The sequence below is a fragment of the Klebsiella sp. C360 genome (genome assembly GCF_048822415.1).
In the GTDB taxonomy this organism is placed as follows: domain Bacteria; phylum Pseudomonadota; class Gammaproteobacteria; order Enterobacterales; family Enterobacteriaceae; genus Klebsiella; species Klebsiella quasipneumoniae.
The window spans coordinates 17,826-31,044 of sequence record NZ_JBMEZZ010000004.1 but is presented as its reverse complement, the minus strand read 5'-3'; the positions used below and the strand labels follow the sequence as shown (position 1 = coordinate 31,044).

The following is a 13,219-nucleotide window of genomic DNA, read 5'->3' as shown; positions in this document are numbered from 1 at the left end:
AAGGAGAGGTTATGCAGCAGTATCAGTTTCCGCAAGGGTTCCTGTGGGGGGCGGCGGCGTCCGGCCCGCAAACGGAAGGGGTCACCAATAAGCGCCATCGTTCCATCTGGGATAGCTGGTTTGCCGAACAGCCGGAGCGATTTTATCAGCAGGTAGGGCCGCAAACCGTGTGTGATACTTATCATCAGTATCCGCAGGACGTGGCGCTGATGAAAAAGACCGGCTTCAACTCGTTTCGCACCTCAATTCAGTGGTCACGACTGATCGCGGATTTGGAAACCGGCGCGCCGGACCCGGACGCGGTGCGTTTTTATCATGCCTATCTTGATGAGATGATCGCCAATGGCATTGAGCCGATGATCAATCTCTACCATTTTGATATGCCGGAGGTGCTGCAGAAACAGTACGGTGGCTTTGAATCGGCGCACGTAGCAGAGCTGTTTGCCCGCTTTGCCCGCACCGCCTTTAGCCTGTTTGGCCATAAGGTTAAATACTGGATAACCTTCAACGAGCCGATTGTACCGGTTGAGGGAGGCTACCTGTACGATTTCCACTATCCGTGTAAGAAAGATGGTCGGCTGGCGGCGCAGGTGGCGTTTAACATTATGCTGGCGCATGCCAAAGCGGTCACGGCTTATCGTGAACTGGCGCTGGCGGGCGAGATCGGCGTGGTGCTCAACCTGACCCCGAGCTATACGCTCACCGATAGCGACGCGGATAAAAAGGCCGCCGGGTATGCCGACCTGTTTTTTAACCGCAGCTTCCTTGACCCGCTGGTAAAACATGAATTCCCCAAAGCGCTTTGCGAGATCCTCGCCGCCCACGACTGCCTGCCGACGACCAGCAAAGACGACGTGGCGTTGATCCTCAGCGCGGAGATCGATTTTCTTGGGGTGAATTATTACGTGCCGCGGCGGGTAAAAGCGCGTGAGAGCGAATATGACCTCGATTATTTCACCCCGGAATACTATTTCGAAAACGCGGTGAACCCGCAGGGTCGCTTTAACCCCTATCGTGATAACAACGAGATCCTGCCGCAGGCTATTTATGACATTGCCGCCAATATTCGCGAAAACTACGGCAATATTAAGTGGTATCTCGCGGAAATCGGCATCGCGATGGATCGAGAATCAGAGGGAGAGCCCGGGGCGGACGGGGTGATAGACGATAATTTTCGCATACAGCTGATGGAGGAGCATCTGGTGCAACTGCACCGCGCCATTGCCGACGGCGCGAACTGCTTTGGCGTACACCAGTGGACGTTTATCGACAACTGGTCGTGGATCAATGCCTTCAAACGGCGCTACGGCTTCTGGCGACTGGATCTGGAGACCGGCGAGCGACAGATAAAACGCAATGCGCTGTGGTTTGCCGAACTGGCGACCAGCAACGGTTTTACCAGCGACAAATAGCGCGCTGCGCCAGCGCTCCCTCTTACCGGCGCGCAAAGAGGGAGCGCGCGAGGCTACACCAGCTCGTCTTTATTAATGCCCAGCCGCTTCATGCGCGACAGGAGCGTGGTGCGCTTCAGCCCCAGCCGCTGGGCGGCGCCTTTCGGCCCGGCCACCACGCCGTTGCTCTCCTTCAGCACCCGGACGATCAGCTGATATTCATCTTCGCCTTCCTCAGGCAGGACCTCTGGCGACCGCGGAGGCTCGACGATATCCCGCTCCGGCAGGGAGAGCTGCAGCACGTTGCCGCGGGTCAGCAGCACCGCCCGTTCGATGACGTTTTCCAGCTCGCGCACGTTGCCCGGCCACTCCATGCGCGTCAGGGTACGCAGGGTCTCCGCCGGAATGCTGTCGATATTGCGTCCCATGCGGCGGGCGATTTTGAAGGTAAAGGCCTTCACCAGCAGCGGGATATCGTCGGGACGCTCGCGCAGCGGCGGCAGGTGGATCGGGAACACGTTGAGCCGGTAGTAGAGGTCGCTGCGAAATTCCCTGTCGATAACCATCTGCTTGAGATCGCGGTTGGTGGCGGCGATCAGTCGGACGTCGGTCTGGATCAGCTTGTTGCTCCCCAGGCGCTCGAACTCCTGCTCCTGGAGAACGCGCAGCAGCTTGGGCTGCAGCTCCAGCGGCATATCGCCCACTTCATCAAGGAACAGGGAGCTTTTGTCCGCCAGTTCGAAGCGGCCGATACGCTGGGCGCTGGCCCCGGTGAAGGCTCCGCGTTCGTGGCCGAACAGATCGCTCTCCAGCAGACCGGCGGGCATCGCGGCGCAGTTCATCTTCACCATCCGCCGACTGTTTCGTCCGCTGAGGTTATGAATGGCGCGGGCGATAAGCTCTTTGCCGGTGCCGGTTTCGCCGAGGATCAGCACGGTGCTGTCGCTGTGGGCCACCATCTCGACCTGCTTGAGCACATTGTTCATCGCCTCGCTGCGGCCGATGATCTCCCCGAATTCGCTCTCGACATTGTTGAGCTGCTCGGTGAGGGCGAGGTTCTCATCCACCAGTCGCTCTTTCAGGCGCTGAATTTCACGGTAGGCGAGGGCGTTATCGATAGCGATCGACACCCGCTCGGCGATCTGCCGCAGCAGCTTGAGATTGGTAGTGGTAAATACCTGTTCGTCGCATTGCGCCAGCTTCAGCACCCCGAGGAGGGTGTTGCCGGACATCAGCGGCAGCAGGCACAGGGTCTGGATCTTGTTGCCCCACATTTCGAAGAGCATTTTCTCGTACGGCGCGAGGGTGTCATGCTCGTGCAGATTAAGCAGCAGCATCTCTTTGCTTTTGAACACGCGCTCGGTGAGGGTGCCCGCTTCATCTACCTCGCTCTGGTCGTGAACCGGATGGCTGGCATCGAGATAGTGTGTGGAATAGATGTTGAGCTTCCCTTTGCGGTTGCTGCGCAGCACCACGCTGATGGCGTCGATCCGGAAGTAGCGATGGATCTCTTTCGCCACCTCGCTGACCAGCTCGTCGATATCCAGACGTGAGAGGACCGCGTTGGTGATCGCCACCAGAATGCGGAAGTTGTCGCGCTCGTGGCACAACAGATCGTAATCGACGTTGTTACTGACCCGGTTCTGAATCTGCTCGCTGACGACGGCGACGATCTGCGCGAAGGTATGCAGTCGCTGGAACTCTTTCTCGCTCCATGGCCGGTTGTCACGGCGCAGAAATTCGCAACCGCCGAAGATCCGCCCGTCGGCCGCCAGCGGCAGCAGCGAGTAGTACCCGAACGGGCGATAGATCCCGCTGCGGATAAGCTGCGGCCAGGTGTCGGCAAAGGTCTCATGATCGCAATGCAGGGCATCCGGCCGGGAGAGTAAGCGGCGCACCGGTCCGTGGGCGAGCACGGTTTCATCTTCATAGCTCACCGGCTGGCCTGCCTCATCGCAGGCGTATCTGGCCGCGCGGTGGTTGCCTGCGTTCCACAGGATAATGGCCGCTTCGTCGGCCAGTGCGGACTGTTGCACCAGGCGGGTCAGGGTTTCGCTCAGCGCAGCCAGATCGGGCTGCTGTAATAAAAGCCGGGTGATATCAAACAGACCCTGCTGGCCGAGATCGCTCATCGGTGTATACGACATGGCTTACATCCAAAACGCGCCGGCAACGCGGCGCATAAGAAAATGATGGTACAAATAATAGTATGTTAATAAAGCGGTTATTGCCGCTTTAACCCATCCGTGGGCACCCGCTGGTTTGGGCGGGACAATCATGCTGGCTTTTCCCGGCTCGCGCTGCGCTTAGCCGGGCTACATGTGCGCGCCGTGTTGTAGCCCGGATAAGGCGCCAGCCGCTATCCGGGACCCGACGCCGTCGTTAACAAATTCTCGGCAGCGGCTCGGCGTGGGGAAGATCGAGCGTCCGCTTTACGCCGTACAGCCCGACGGAACGCACGCCAGGGCGGGCGACCACCTCGCCGATTATCGCCGCCTCGCGTCCCAGGGCGTGAGACCGTATATGCGCCAGCACGTTTTCCGCTTCTTCGCGGGCGACGGCGATCACCAGCTTGCCTTCATTGGCGAAGTTCAGGGCATCCAGCCCGAGCAGCTCGCAGACTCCGCGCACGGTGTCGTTGACCGGCAGCTTCGCCTCGTGCAGTTCAATGCCGCAGCCGCTGGCGGCGGCGAACTCATGGGCGACGGCGTTGACGCCGCCGCGGGTGGCGTCGCGCAGGGCTTTGACGCCGCGCAGCGGCCGCAGGGTTTGGATCAGCGGCGTCAGCACCGCGCAGTCGCTGGACAGCGCGCCGTCGAGCCCCATCTGCTCGCGCAGATTAAGGATGGTGGCGCCATGATCCCCCAGCGTGCCGCTGACCAGCAGCACATCGCCGGCGCTGATCTGCTGCGTCCCCCAGCGAACGTCTGCCGGGATGGCGCCGATGCCGGCGGTGTTAATAAACAGCTTATCCGCCGCGCCGCGCGGCACCACTTTGGTGTCGCCGGTAACGATAGCGATCCCTGCCGCCCGGGCGGTATCGGCCATGCTGGCGACCACCGCTTCCAGGGTAGCCATCTCCAGCCCCTCTTCAAGAATAAACCCGCAGGAAAGATAGCGGGGGATGGCGCCGCTGACCGCCACATCGTTGGCGGTACCGCAGACGGCCAGCTTGCCGATATTGCCGCCGGGAAAGAACAGCGGGTCAATCACATAGCTGTCGGTGGAGAAGGCGAGACGATCCCCCTGGGCGGCAAGCGCCGCCAGATCGAGACGCGCCTGATCCTCCTGCTCCGCCAGCCAGGGGTTGGCGAAAGCCTGCATAAACAGGTCGCCGATCAGCTGCTGCATTGCCTGACCGCCGCTACCGTGGGCTAACTGGACGCTTTTCATGCTTCATATTCCTGACTGCGATATTGATACCAGGCGGCGCAGGCCCCTTCCGAGGAGACCATCAGCGCGCCAAAGGCGCTTTGCGGATTGCAGGTGCTGGCGAAGAGCGGGCACTGGTGCGGTTTACAGCGGCCGGTCAACACCTCGCCGCAGCGGGCGCGCGGGTCGTCGCACACGCGCTGCGGCGCCGGGCGGAAATGGGCCTCGGCATCGAAGCGCTGATAGGCCGGCGTGAGGTGCACGCCGGAGTCGCTGATGACCCCCAGACCGCGCCATTCGCTGTCGCCATCAAGGCGAAACACGTCGGCCATCGCCGCCTGCGCCAGCGGGTTGCCGGCATCCGGCACTACGCGGCGGTACTGATTTTCCACCTCGCTACGCTGCGCTATTGTCTGCTCAACCAGCATCACCGCGCCTTGCAGTAGATCAAGAGGTTCGAAACCGGCGACCACTAACGGGCGATGATAGTCGCTGGCGATAAAGCCGTAGGCTTCGGTGCCGATCACCATACTGACGTGGCCGGGGGCGAGAAAGGCGTCGATACCGTTGTCAGGCTGGTCCAGCAGACTGCGCAGGGTCGGCAGCAGGGTGATGTGCTGGCAGAAAAAGAAGAAGTTATCGACGTTGCGCTCCCGCGCCTGACGCAGGGTGAGGGCGGTGGCGGGCATGGTGGTTTCGAAACCGAGACCGAAAAAGACCACCTCACGCTGCGGGTTTTGCTGCGCCAGCCGCAGGGCGTCCATCGGCGAATAAACGATGCGGACATCGGCGCCGCGGGCTTTCGCCTGCAGCAGTGAGCCGTTTTTGCCCGGTACGCGCATGGCGTCGCCGAAGGTACAGAAGATAACCCCCGGACGACTGGCAATCTCAATGCAGGCGTCGATGCGCCCCATCGGCAGGACGCACACCGGGCAGCCGGGCCCATGAATAAATTCGATATTCTCCGGCAACAGCTGGTCGAGACCGAACTTAAAAATGGCATGGGTATGACCGCCGCAGACCTCCATGATGCGCAGCGGTCGCGCGGCGGTGTGCGGCAGCAGATGGGCACGCTGCTGAAGATGGGCCACCAACTGCATGACCTGTTCAGGGGCGCGGTATTCGTCAACGTAACGCATTATCGCTCCTCGCCGTACAGCAGGGCGCCGACGTCCGGCTCTACGTCAAACATATTTTGCAGCGCTTCGAGAGTGTCGCGGGCTTCGGCTTCATTAATCACGCTCATGGCGAAGCCGACGTGCACCAGCACCCACTGGCCGAGACGCGGCTGGCCCTGCTCGTCAACGGCGCCCACCAGCGTCAGGTCGACGTCGCGCTGAATGCCGCAGACTTCCACCTTCGCCAGCACGCCGTCGATGGCGCAAATTTGTCCCGGAATGCCTATGCACATCGCTGCGTCTCCAGCCAGGTGAGCCACTGATCCATGCCTTCGCCGCTGGTGGCGGAGAGGAGGATAATGTCAATATGCGGATTGACCTCGCGGGCGCAGGCCAGGCACTTCTCGACGTCGAAATTGAGATACGGCAGCAGGTCGACCTTGTTGAGCAGCATCAGGCTGGCGGCGGCGAACATATGCGGATACTTCAGCGGCTTGTCTTCGCCTTCCGTGACCGACAGCACCGCCACCTTATGGCGTTCGCCGAGATCAAAGCTCGCCGGGCAGACCAGGTTGCCGACGTTTTCAATAAACAGAATACCGTGGTCAGCCAGCGGCAGGCGCGGGGCGGCGTCGGCGATCATCTGGGCGTCGAGATGGCAGCCTTTCCCGGTGTTGACCTGAATCGCCGGGGTGCCGGTGGCGCGAATGCGGGCGGCGTCATTGACCGTTTGCTGGTCGCCTTCAATCACCGCGCAGTCGGCACGCCCTTTCAGCCGGGTGAGGGTTTCGGTGAGCAGGGTGGTTTTGCCGGAGCCGGGGCTGGAAACCAGATTCAGCACCAGCTGCTGCTTCGCCGCAAAGCGCGCGCGGTTGCGCGCCGCCAGACGGTTGTTTTTATCCAGCACGTCGATTTCCACTTCCAGCATGCGCCGCTGGCTCTGGCCCGGGGCGTGAGTCCCCGCTTCGCCATGGCCGTAATGCAGATCGCCCTCTGTCGTGCGGGTGGGGGCGAAGTGGTCGGTTTTTACGCCGGTGATGGTCATCGTCTGGCGTGGGGCGGGCGCGAAGGGGGCGCTGCGGAACGCGGAATGCGGGTTTCGTTCGTCTCCTTCAATATAGAGGTTGCCTTCTCCACAGCCGCATGTTGTACACATAATTTACTCCAATTCTAAACGCTGAATCTGTAAGCCGTCATCCGCCACGATCTGTAGCTGGTCGTTATTGCAGTGCGGGCAGCGGCGGACGTGCTGCGAGACAAGATGGACGTACTGCTGACAGCGTTCGCACCAGCATTCAGCCTGTTGTTCGGCGATATGCAGTTCGCACCCCTCCGCCAGCGTGCCGCGGCAGACCAGCTCAAAGCAGAAGGTCAGGGCGCTGGCTTCCACGCAGGAAAATGCTCCCACCTTAAGCCACACGCCGGTCACCCGCCGCGCGCCGGCCTGCTGCGCCTGTTGTTCAATAATTTCCAGCGCCCGCTGGCTGAGGGTGATTTCGTGCATAGTCGCCTCCGTATCGCGATGCGCCTTTTATGCAATAACGGTGCCAGAAAGGACTCGTGGCGGCAGGAAATGTCGATGACGACGCGCCGGGGCTGTCATCGACATGTCGCGTCGGCAGGGAATAAATATAAAAACATAATTAAATCAAATAAATAAAATGTGGCACGGAAAATGCTTAGACGGTGCATCTCATGCTACGGAGAAACCGATATGACTATTTGGGAAATAAGTGAAAAGGCGGATTACATCGCCGACCGTCACCGGCAGCAGCAGGAGCAGTGGCATATCTACTGTAACTCGCTGGTTCAGGGGATCACCCTGTCGAAAGCCCGCCTGCATCACGCGATGAGCTGCGCGCCGGACAAAGAGCTGTGCTTCGTGCTGTTCGGCCATTTTCAGGTGTTCGTCGCCCTGGCGGAAGGCTTCAACAGCCACACCATCGAATACTACGTCGAAAACAAAGGCGGCGGTGATAAGTATCTGATTGCTCAGGCTACGCTTGCCGCGGATGGCACGGTGGACGGGCGGATCAGCAACCGCTCCCGCGACCAGGTGCTGGAGCATTATCTGGCGATTATCGCCACCGTCTATGACCGTCTGTACGACGCCATGGAGCAAGACCAACCGGTGGACTTAAGCCATCTGGCCCTGACCCACTGATCGCAAGGTGTCGACACGTGTCGAAAATGACACCTGCGCAACCTGATTTCGTCAAAAGTGACTTTCACCCGAGGATGACCCGGTGAACCGTTTTGTAATTGCTGACTCCACTGTCTGTATCGGCTGCCGCACCTGCGAAGCCGCCTGCTCTGAGACGCATCGCCAGCACGGCCTGCAGGCTATGCCGCGGCTGCAGGTGATGCGTAATGAAAAAGAATCGGCACCGCAGATGTGCCACCACTGCGAAGACGCCCCCTGCGCCGCTGTCTGCCCGGTAAACGCCATCCAGCGCGTCGATGGCGCCGTCCAGCTCAACGAGAGCCTGTGCGTAAGCTGCAAACTGTGCGGCATCGCCTGCCCGTTTGGCGCGATCGAATTTTCCGGCAGCCGTCCGCTGGATATTCCGGCCAATGCCAATACCCGGCTGGCGCCCCCCGCGCCGCCGGCGCCGGCCCGCGTCAGCTCGCTGCTCGACTGGGTGCCGGGCGTGCGCGCCATTGCCGTGAAATGCGACCTCTGCCACTTCGATGACCAGGGCCCGGCCTGCGTGCGGACCTGTCCGACCAAAGCGCTGATGCTGGTGGATAGCCGTGATATCGCCCAGGCCAGCAAGCGTAAACGCCAGCTGACCTTTAATACCGACCTTGGCGACTTGTCGTTGTTCCAGGCGCAACAGGGGGAGAGGGAATGAGTGTAATTGGATTAATCAATCAGGCGGTGACGTGGTACGCCGCCAGCGCCGTGCTGGCCTTTGTGTTTGCCATGCGTAAACCGCTCAGCGGCGCCATTGCCGGGATTGGCGGCGCGGTGGCCAGCGCTATGCTGGTGGTTGCCGGCGGCGCCGCGCTGCTGATGCCGGATCGGATCCACGGCGGCATGCTGCAGTTTCTCCATCTGACAATGCGGGTGGGCGGCGTCAATGCCCTGTGGCTGCTGGCCATCGGCCTGTCGGCGCTGCCGGTGTCGCTGTTTAACATTAGCTGGCATCGCCACCCGCAGGTGAAGGTCAACGGCCTGCTGGTCAACCTGCTGCTGGCCGCCGCCACCTGCGCGGTGGTGGTGACCAACATCGGTTCACTGGTGGTGATGGCGGAGATCATGGCGCTCTGCGCGGCGTTTCTCACCGGCTGCGCCGCCTCCGGTAAGCTGTGGTTTGCGCTGGGTCGTCTCGGCACGCTGCTGATGGCATGGACCTGCTGGCTGGTGTGGTCGACCTACGGCACCCTCGAGCTGGCGCAGATCAATCTCCAGGCGGTGGATATGATGCAGAACCCGCTGCTGTGGCTGCCGGGGCTGGCGGGATTCGCCCTGCTGGCGGGGGCGATCCCGCTGCACGGCTGGGCGCCGCAGGCTCACGCCGGGGCCAGCGCGCCGGCCGCCGCGCTGTTTTCCACTGTGGTCATGAAGGTCGGTCTGTACGGCATGTTAACCGTTTCGCTGGCCGGCGGCGTGCCGCCGCTGTGGTGGGGCGTGATGCTGCTGGTGCTGGGGATGATCACCGCCTTCATCGGCGGGCTGTATGCGTTGATGGAGCATAACATTAAGCGCCTGCTGGCCTATCACACCCTGGAGAATATCGGCATCATCCTGCTGGGGCTGGGCGCCTTCGTCACCGGCGTAGCCACCCGCAACAGCACGCTGATGGTGCTGGGCTTCATCGGCGGCATGTATCACCTGATTAACCACAGCCTGTTCAAAACTACGCTGTTCCTCGGCGCCGGGGCGGTGTGGTTCCGCACCGGCCATCGCGATATCGAGAAGCTGGGCGGCATCGGTAAAAAAATGCCGCTGATCTCCCTCGCCATGCTGGTGGGGCTGATGGCGATGGCGGCCTTGCCGCCGCTGAACGGCTTCGCCGGCGAGTGGGTCATCTACCAGTCCTTCTTCAAAATGAGTACCAGCGACCTGTTTATTGGCCGTCTGCTGGGGCCGCTGCTGGCGGTGGGCCTGGCGATCACCGGCGCGCTGGCGGTGATGTGTATGGCCAAAGTCTATGGTGTCACCTTCCTCGGCGCGCCGCGGAGCAAAGAGGCGGAAAACGCCACCTGCGCCCCCTGGCTGATGACCCTGAGCGTGGTCATGGCGGCGGTCTTCTGCCTCGTTGGCGGCATCGCCGCGCCGTGGCTGCTGCCGCTGGTGAGCGGCGCCTTCCCGCTGCAGGCCCAGGTGTCGAGCGTGGTGTCGCAGCCGATGATCGCGCTGCTGCTTATCGCCTGCCCGCTGCTGCCGTTCCTGCTGATGATCTTCTTTAAAGGCGATCGCCTGGCGGCGCGCTCGCGCGGCGCGGCCTGGGTCTGCGGCTACGATCACGAACAGTCGATGGTGGTTACCGCCCACGGTTTCGCCATGCCGGTGAAAGAGGCCTTTGCGCCGCTGCTGAAGCTGCGTCACTGGCTGAACCCGGTGCGTCTGGTGCCGGGCTGGCAATCGGCCTCGGCGCCGGCGCTGCTGCGCGGAATGGCGCTGGTTGAGCTGGCGGTGCTGGTGGTGATTGTCATTTCCCGAGGAGCCTGAGAATGAGTCTGTTAATTGCATTGCTACAGGCGCTGGCGCTGTTTGCCGTCGCGCCGCTGTTATCCGGGATCGTCCGCGTCGCCCGCGCGCGGCTGCATAACCGCCGCGGACCGGGCGTGCTGCAGGAGTATCGGGATATCCTGAAATTGCTGGGCCGCCAGAGCGTCGGTCCCGACGCCTCGGGCTGGGTGTTCCGCCTGACGCCGTACGTCATGGTGGGCGTGATGCTGACCATCGCCACCGCCTTGCCGGTGGTGACGGTGGACTCTCCGCTGCCGGTGCTTGGGGATCTCATCACCCTGATCTACCTGTTCGCCATCGCCCGTTTCTTCTTCGCGATTTCCGGTCTGGACACCGGCAGCCCGTTTACCGCGCTGGGCAGCAGCCGCGAAGCGATGCTCGGCGTGCTGGTGGAGCCGATCCTGCTGCTGGGCCTGTGGGTCGCCGCGCAGGTGGCGGGCTCCACCCATATCAGCAGTATCACCGACACCCTTTATCACTGGCCGGCAGCGCGCAGCATTCCACTGATTCTGGCGCTGTGCGCCTGCGCCTTCGCCACCTTTATCGAGATGGGCAAATTGCCGTTCGATCTGGCGGAAGCGGAGCAGGAGCTGCAGGAGGGGCCGCTTTCCGAGTACAGCGGCAGCGGCTTTGGCATCCTGAAGTGGGGCATCAGCCTCAAACAGCTGGTGGTGCTGCAGATGTTTGTCGGGGTCTTTTTCCCGTGGGGCCAGATGACCAGCTTCAGCGTCGGCGGCCTGCTGCTGGCGCTGGTGGTGGCCGTCGTCAAGCTGGTGGTTGGGGTGTTGATCATCGCGCTGTTTGAAAACAGCATGGCGCGTCTGCGCTTCTGTGCCACCTCCCGCGTCACCTGGGCGGGGTTTGGTTTCGCCTTTTTAGCTTTCGTCTCCTTGCTGGTGGCGTGATTAAGAGAGTTTGAGCATGTCTGAAGAAAAAATCGGTCAACACTATCTTGCGGCGCTGCACCAGGCCTTTCCGGGCGTGGTGCTGGACGAAGCCTGGCAGACCAAAGATCAGTTAACCATCACCGTGAAGGTCAATTACCTGCCGGAAGTCGTGGAGTTTCTCTACTACCAGCAGGGCGGCTGGCTGTCGGTGCTGTTCGGCAACGATGAACGTAAGCTGAACGGCCACTACGCGGTCTATTACGTGCTGTCGATGGAGCAGGGCACCAAATGCTGGATCACCGTGCGTGTGGAAGTGGATGCCAACAAACCGGAATACCCATCGGTGACGCCGCGCGTGCCGGCGGCGGTGTGGGGCGAGCGCGAAGTGCGCGATATGTACGGCCTCGTGCCGGTTGGCCTGCCGGACGAACGCCGTCTGGTGCTGCCGGACGACTGGCCGGACGAACTCTATCCGCTGCGTAAAGACAGCATGGACTATCGCCAGCGTCCGGCGCCGACCACCGACGCCGAAACCTACGAGTTCATCAACGAGCTGGGCAGCAAGAAAAACAACGTGGTGCCGATCGGCCCGCTGCACGTCACTTCCGATGAGCCCGGCCACTTCCGCCTGTTCGTTGACGGCGAGAATATTATCGATGCCGATTACCGTCTGTTCTATGTCCATCGCGGGATGGAGAAGCTGGCGGAAACCCGCATGGGTTATAACGAAGTCACCTTCCTGTCGGACCGGGTGTGCGGCATCTGCGGCTTCGCCCACAGCACCGCTTATACCACCTCGGTGGAGAATGCGATGGGCATCGTGGTGCCGGAGCGGGCGCAGATGATCCGCGCCATTCTGCTGGAGGTGGAGCGCCTGCATTCGCACCTCCTGAACCTCGGTCTGGCCTGCCACTTCACCGGCTTCGACTCCGGTTTTATGCAGTTCTTCCGCGTGCGCGAAACCTCGATGAAGATGGCCGAGATCCTCACCGGCGCGCGGAAAACCTACGGGCTTAACCTGATCGGCGGGATCCGCCGCGACCTGCTGAAAGAGGACATGATCCAGACCCGTCAACTGGCGCAGCAGATGCGTCGCGACGTGCAGGAGCTGGTGGATATGCTGCTCAGCACCCCGAACATGGAGCAGCGTACTGTCGGCATTGGCCGTCTGGACCCGGAAATCGCCCGCGACTTCAGCAACGTTGGCCCGATGGTGCGCGCCAGCGGCCACGCCCGCGACACCCGCGCCGATCACCCGTTTGTCGGCTACGGCCTGCTGCCGATGGAAGTCCACAGCGAACAGGGCTGCGACGTCATCTCCCGCCTCAAGGTGCGGATCAACGAGGTTTATACCGCGCTGAACATGATTGATTACGGTCTCGATAACCTGCCGGGCGGTCCGCTGATGGTGGAGGGCTTCACCTATATTCCGCACCGCTTCGCGCTGGGCTTCTCAGAAGCGCCGCGCGGGGATGATATTCACTGGAGCATGACCGGCGACAACCAGAAGCTGTACCGCTGGCGCTGCCGGGCGGCGACCTACGCCAACTGGCCGACTCTGCGCTATATGCTGCGCGGCAATACCGTTTCCGATGCGCCGCTGATCATCGGCAGCCTTGACCCGTGCTACTCCTGTACCGACCGCATGACCGTGGTCGATGTCCGCAAGAAGAAGAGCAAAGTGGTGCCGTACAAAGAGCTGGAGCGCTATAGCATCGAGCGTAAAAACTCGCCGCTGAAATAAGGAATCGC

At 61.7% G+C, this 13,219-nt stretch carries 12 protein-coding genes; 6 read left to right on the top strand and 6 right to left on the bottom strand.

From position 1 onward, the window contains the following. Positions 1 to 11 precede the first annotated feature (11 nt). Positions 12 to 1,412 carry a glycoside hydrolase family 1 protein gene (locus ACOI7D_RS12045; protein ID WP_109547009.1) on the top strand — a complete coding sequence of 467 codons (1,401 nt, stop codon included), beginning with the start codon at positions 12 to 14 and terminating at the stop codon, positions 1,410 to 1,412. 53 nt (positions 1,413 to 1,465) lie between these two features. On the opposite strand, the gene flhA is transcribed toward ACOI7D_RS12045, so the two are convergent. The 6 genes from flhA to hypA all read right to left on the bottom strand — a co-directional run bounded on the left by flhA (position 1,466) and on the right by hypA (position 7,385). After that, on the bottom strand, positions 1,466 to 3,538 hold the full coding sequence (gene flhA / locus ACOI7D_RS12040; RefSeq protein WP_023290801.1) for a formate hydrogenlyase transcriptional activator FlhA: 2,073 nt from the start codon (positions 3,536 to 3,538) through the stop codon (positions 1,466 to 1,468). Between the two features lie 235 nt (positions 3,539 to 3,773). Further along, positions 3,774 to 4,784: a hydrogenase expression/formation protein HypE gene (gene hypE, locus ACOI7D_RS12035; protein ID WP_048335100.1), complete on the bottom strand. Its 1,011-nt coding sequence runs from the start codon at positions 4,782 to 4,784 to the stop codon at positions 3,774 to 3,776. After that, positions 4,781 to 5,902, bottom strand: coding sequence for a hydrogenase formation protein HypD (hypD, locus tag ACOI7D_RS12030; protein ID WP_023290799.1), 1,122 nt, complete (start codon positions 5,900 to 5,902; stop codon positions 4,781 to 4,783). The genes hypE and hypD overlap by 4 nt, the downstream gene beginning before the upstream one ends. Next, the gene (locus ACOI7D_RS12025) at positions 5,902 to 6,174 is read right to left on the bottom strand and encodes a HypC/HybG/HupF family hydrogenase formation chaperone (protein ID WP_002914934.1); all 273 of its coding nucleotides are present in this window, start codon (positions 6,172 to 6,174) and stop codon (positions 5,902 to 5,904) included. Before ACOI7D_RS12025 ends, hypD begins: the two co-directional genes overlap by 1 nt. Further along, complete coding sequence (gene hypB / locus ACOI7D_RS12020) at positions 6,165 to 7,037, bottom strand: hydrogenase nickel incorporation protein HypB (protein WP_023290798.1); 873 nt, start codon at positions 7,035 to 7,037, stop codon at positions 6,165 to 6,167. Before hypB ends, ACOI7D_RS12025 begins: the two co-directional genes overlap by 10 nt. Positions 7,038 to 7,040: 3 nt before the next feature. Then, positions 7,041 to 7,385, bottom strand: a complete 345-nt coding sequence (gene hypA, locus ACOI7D_RS12015; RefSeq protein ID WP_004205644.1) for a hydrogenase maturation nickel metallochaperone HypA — start codon at positions 7,383 to 7,385, stop codon at positions 7,041 to 7,043. 210 nt (positions 7,386 to 7,595) lie between these two features. Between hypA and hycA the strand changes: the two genes are divergently transcribed. From hycA to hycE, 5 genes are all read left to right on the top strand, one after another. Next, a complete protein-coding gene (hycA, locus tag ACOI7D_RS12010; RefSeq protein ID WP_004205645.1) occupies positions 7,596 to 8,045 on the top strand; it encodes a formate hydrogenlyase regulator HycA in 450 nt (149 codons plus the stop codon). 82 nt (positions 8,046 to 8,127) lie between these two features. Next, positions 8,128 to 8,736 (top strand): 4Fe-4S dicluster domain-containing protein, encoded by a 609-nt coding sequence (locus ACOI7D_RS12005; protein WP_023290796.1) that lies wholly within the window; start codon positions 8,128 to 8,130, stop codon positions 8,734 to 8,736. Further along, positions 8,733 to 10,559: a formate hydrogenlyase subunit 3 gene (gene hycC / locus ACOI7D_RS12000; RefSeq protein WP_281166493.1), complete on the top strand. Its 1,827-nt coding sequence runs from the start codon at positions 8,733 to 8,735 to the stop codon at positions 10,557 to 10,559. The genes ACOI7D_RS12005 and hycC overlap by 4 nt, the downstream gene beginning before the upstream one ends. 2 nt (positions 10,560 to 10,561) lie before the next feature. After that, positions 10,562 to 11,485 (top strand): respiratory chain complex I subunit 1 family protein, encoded by a 924-nt coding sequence (locus tag ACOI7D_RS11995; RefSeq protein ID WP_023290794.1) that lies wholly within the window; start codon positions 10,562 to 10,564, stop codon positions 11,483 to 11,485. A 16-nt stretch (positions 11,486 to 11,501) separates the two neighbouring features. Beyond that, positions 11,502 to 13,211, top strand: a complete 1,710-nt coding sequence (gene hycE, locus ACOI7D_RS11990) for a formate hydrogenlyase subunit HycE (RefSeq protein WP_004205649.1) — start codon at positions 11,502 to 11,504, stop codon at positions 13,209 to 13,211. The last annotated feature ends 8 nt before the right edge of the window (positions 13,212 to 13,219 follow it).

Bases quoted from the DNA above. Each gene is read 5' to 3' on its own strand.
- ACOI7D_RS11995 (WP_023290794.1), top strand. From the start codon at position 10,562: ATGAGTCTGTTAATTGCATTGCTACAGGCGCTGGCGCTGTTTGCCGTC.
- hypD (WP_023290799.1), bottom strand. From the start codon at position 5,902: ATGCGTTACGTTGACGAATACCGCGCCCCTGAACAGGTCATGCAGTTG.
- hypB (WP_023290798.1), bottom strand. From the start codon at position 7,037: ATGTGTACAACATGCGGCTGTGGAGAAGGCAACCTCTATATTGAAGGA.
- hycA (WP_004205645.1), top strand. From the start codon at position 7,596: ATGACTATTTGGGAAATAAGTGAAAAGGCGGATTACATCGCCGACCGT.
- hycC (WP_281166493.1), top strand. From the start codon at position 8,733: ATGAGTGTAATTGGATTAATCAATCAGGCGGTGACGTGGTACGCCGCC.
- flhA (WP_023290801.1), bottom strand. From the start codon at position 3,538: ATGTCGTATACACCGATGAGCGATCTCGGCCAGCAGGGTCTGTTTGAT.
- hycE (WP_004205649.1), top strand. From the start codon at position 11,502: ATGTCTGAAGAAAAAATCGGTCAACACTATCTTGCGGCGCTGCACCAG.
- ACOI7D_RS12045 (WP_109547009.1), top strand. From the start codon at position 12: ATGCAGCAGTATCAGTTTCCGCAAGGGTTCCTGTGGGGGGCGGCGGCG.
- hypA (WP_004205644.1), bottom strand. From the start codon at position 7,385: ATGCACGAAATCACCCTCAGCCAGCGGGCGCTGGAAATTATTGAACAA.
- hypE (WP_048335100.1), bottom strand. From the start codon at position 4,784: ATGAAAAGCGTCCAGTTAGCCCACGGTAGCGGCGGTCAGGCAATGCAG.
- ACOI7D_RS12025 (WP_002914934.1), bottom strand. From the start codon at position 6,174: ATGTGCATAGGCATTCCGGGACAAATTTGCGCCATCGACGGCGTGCTG.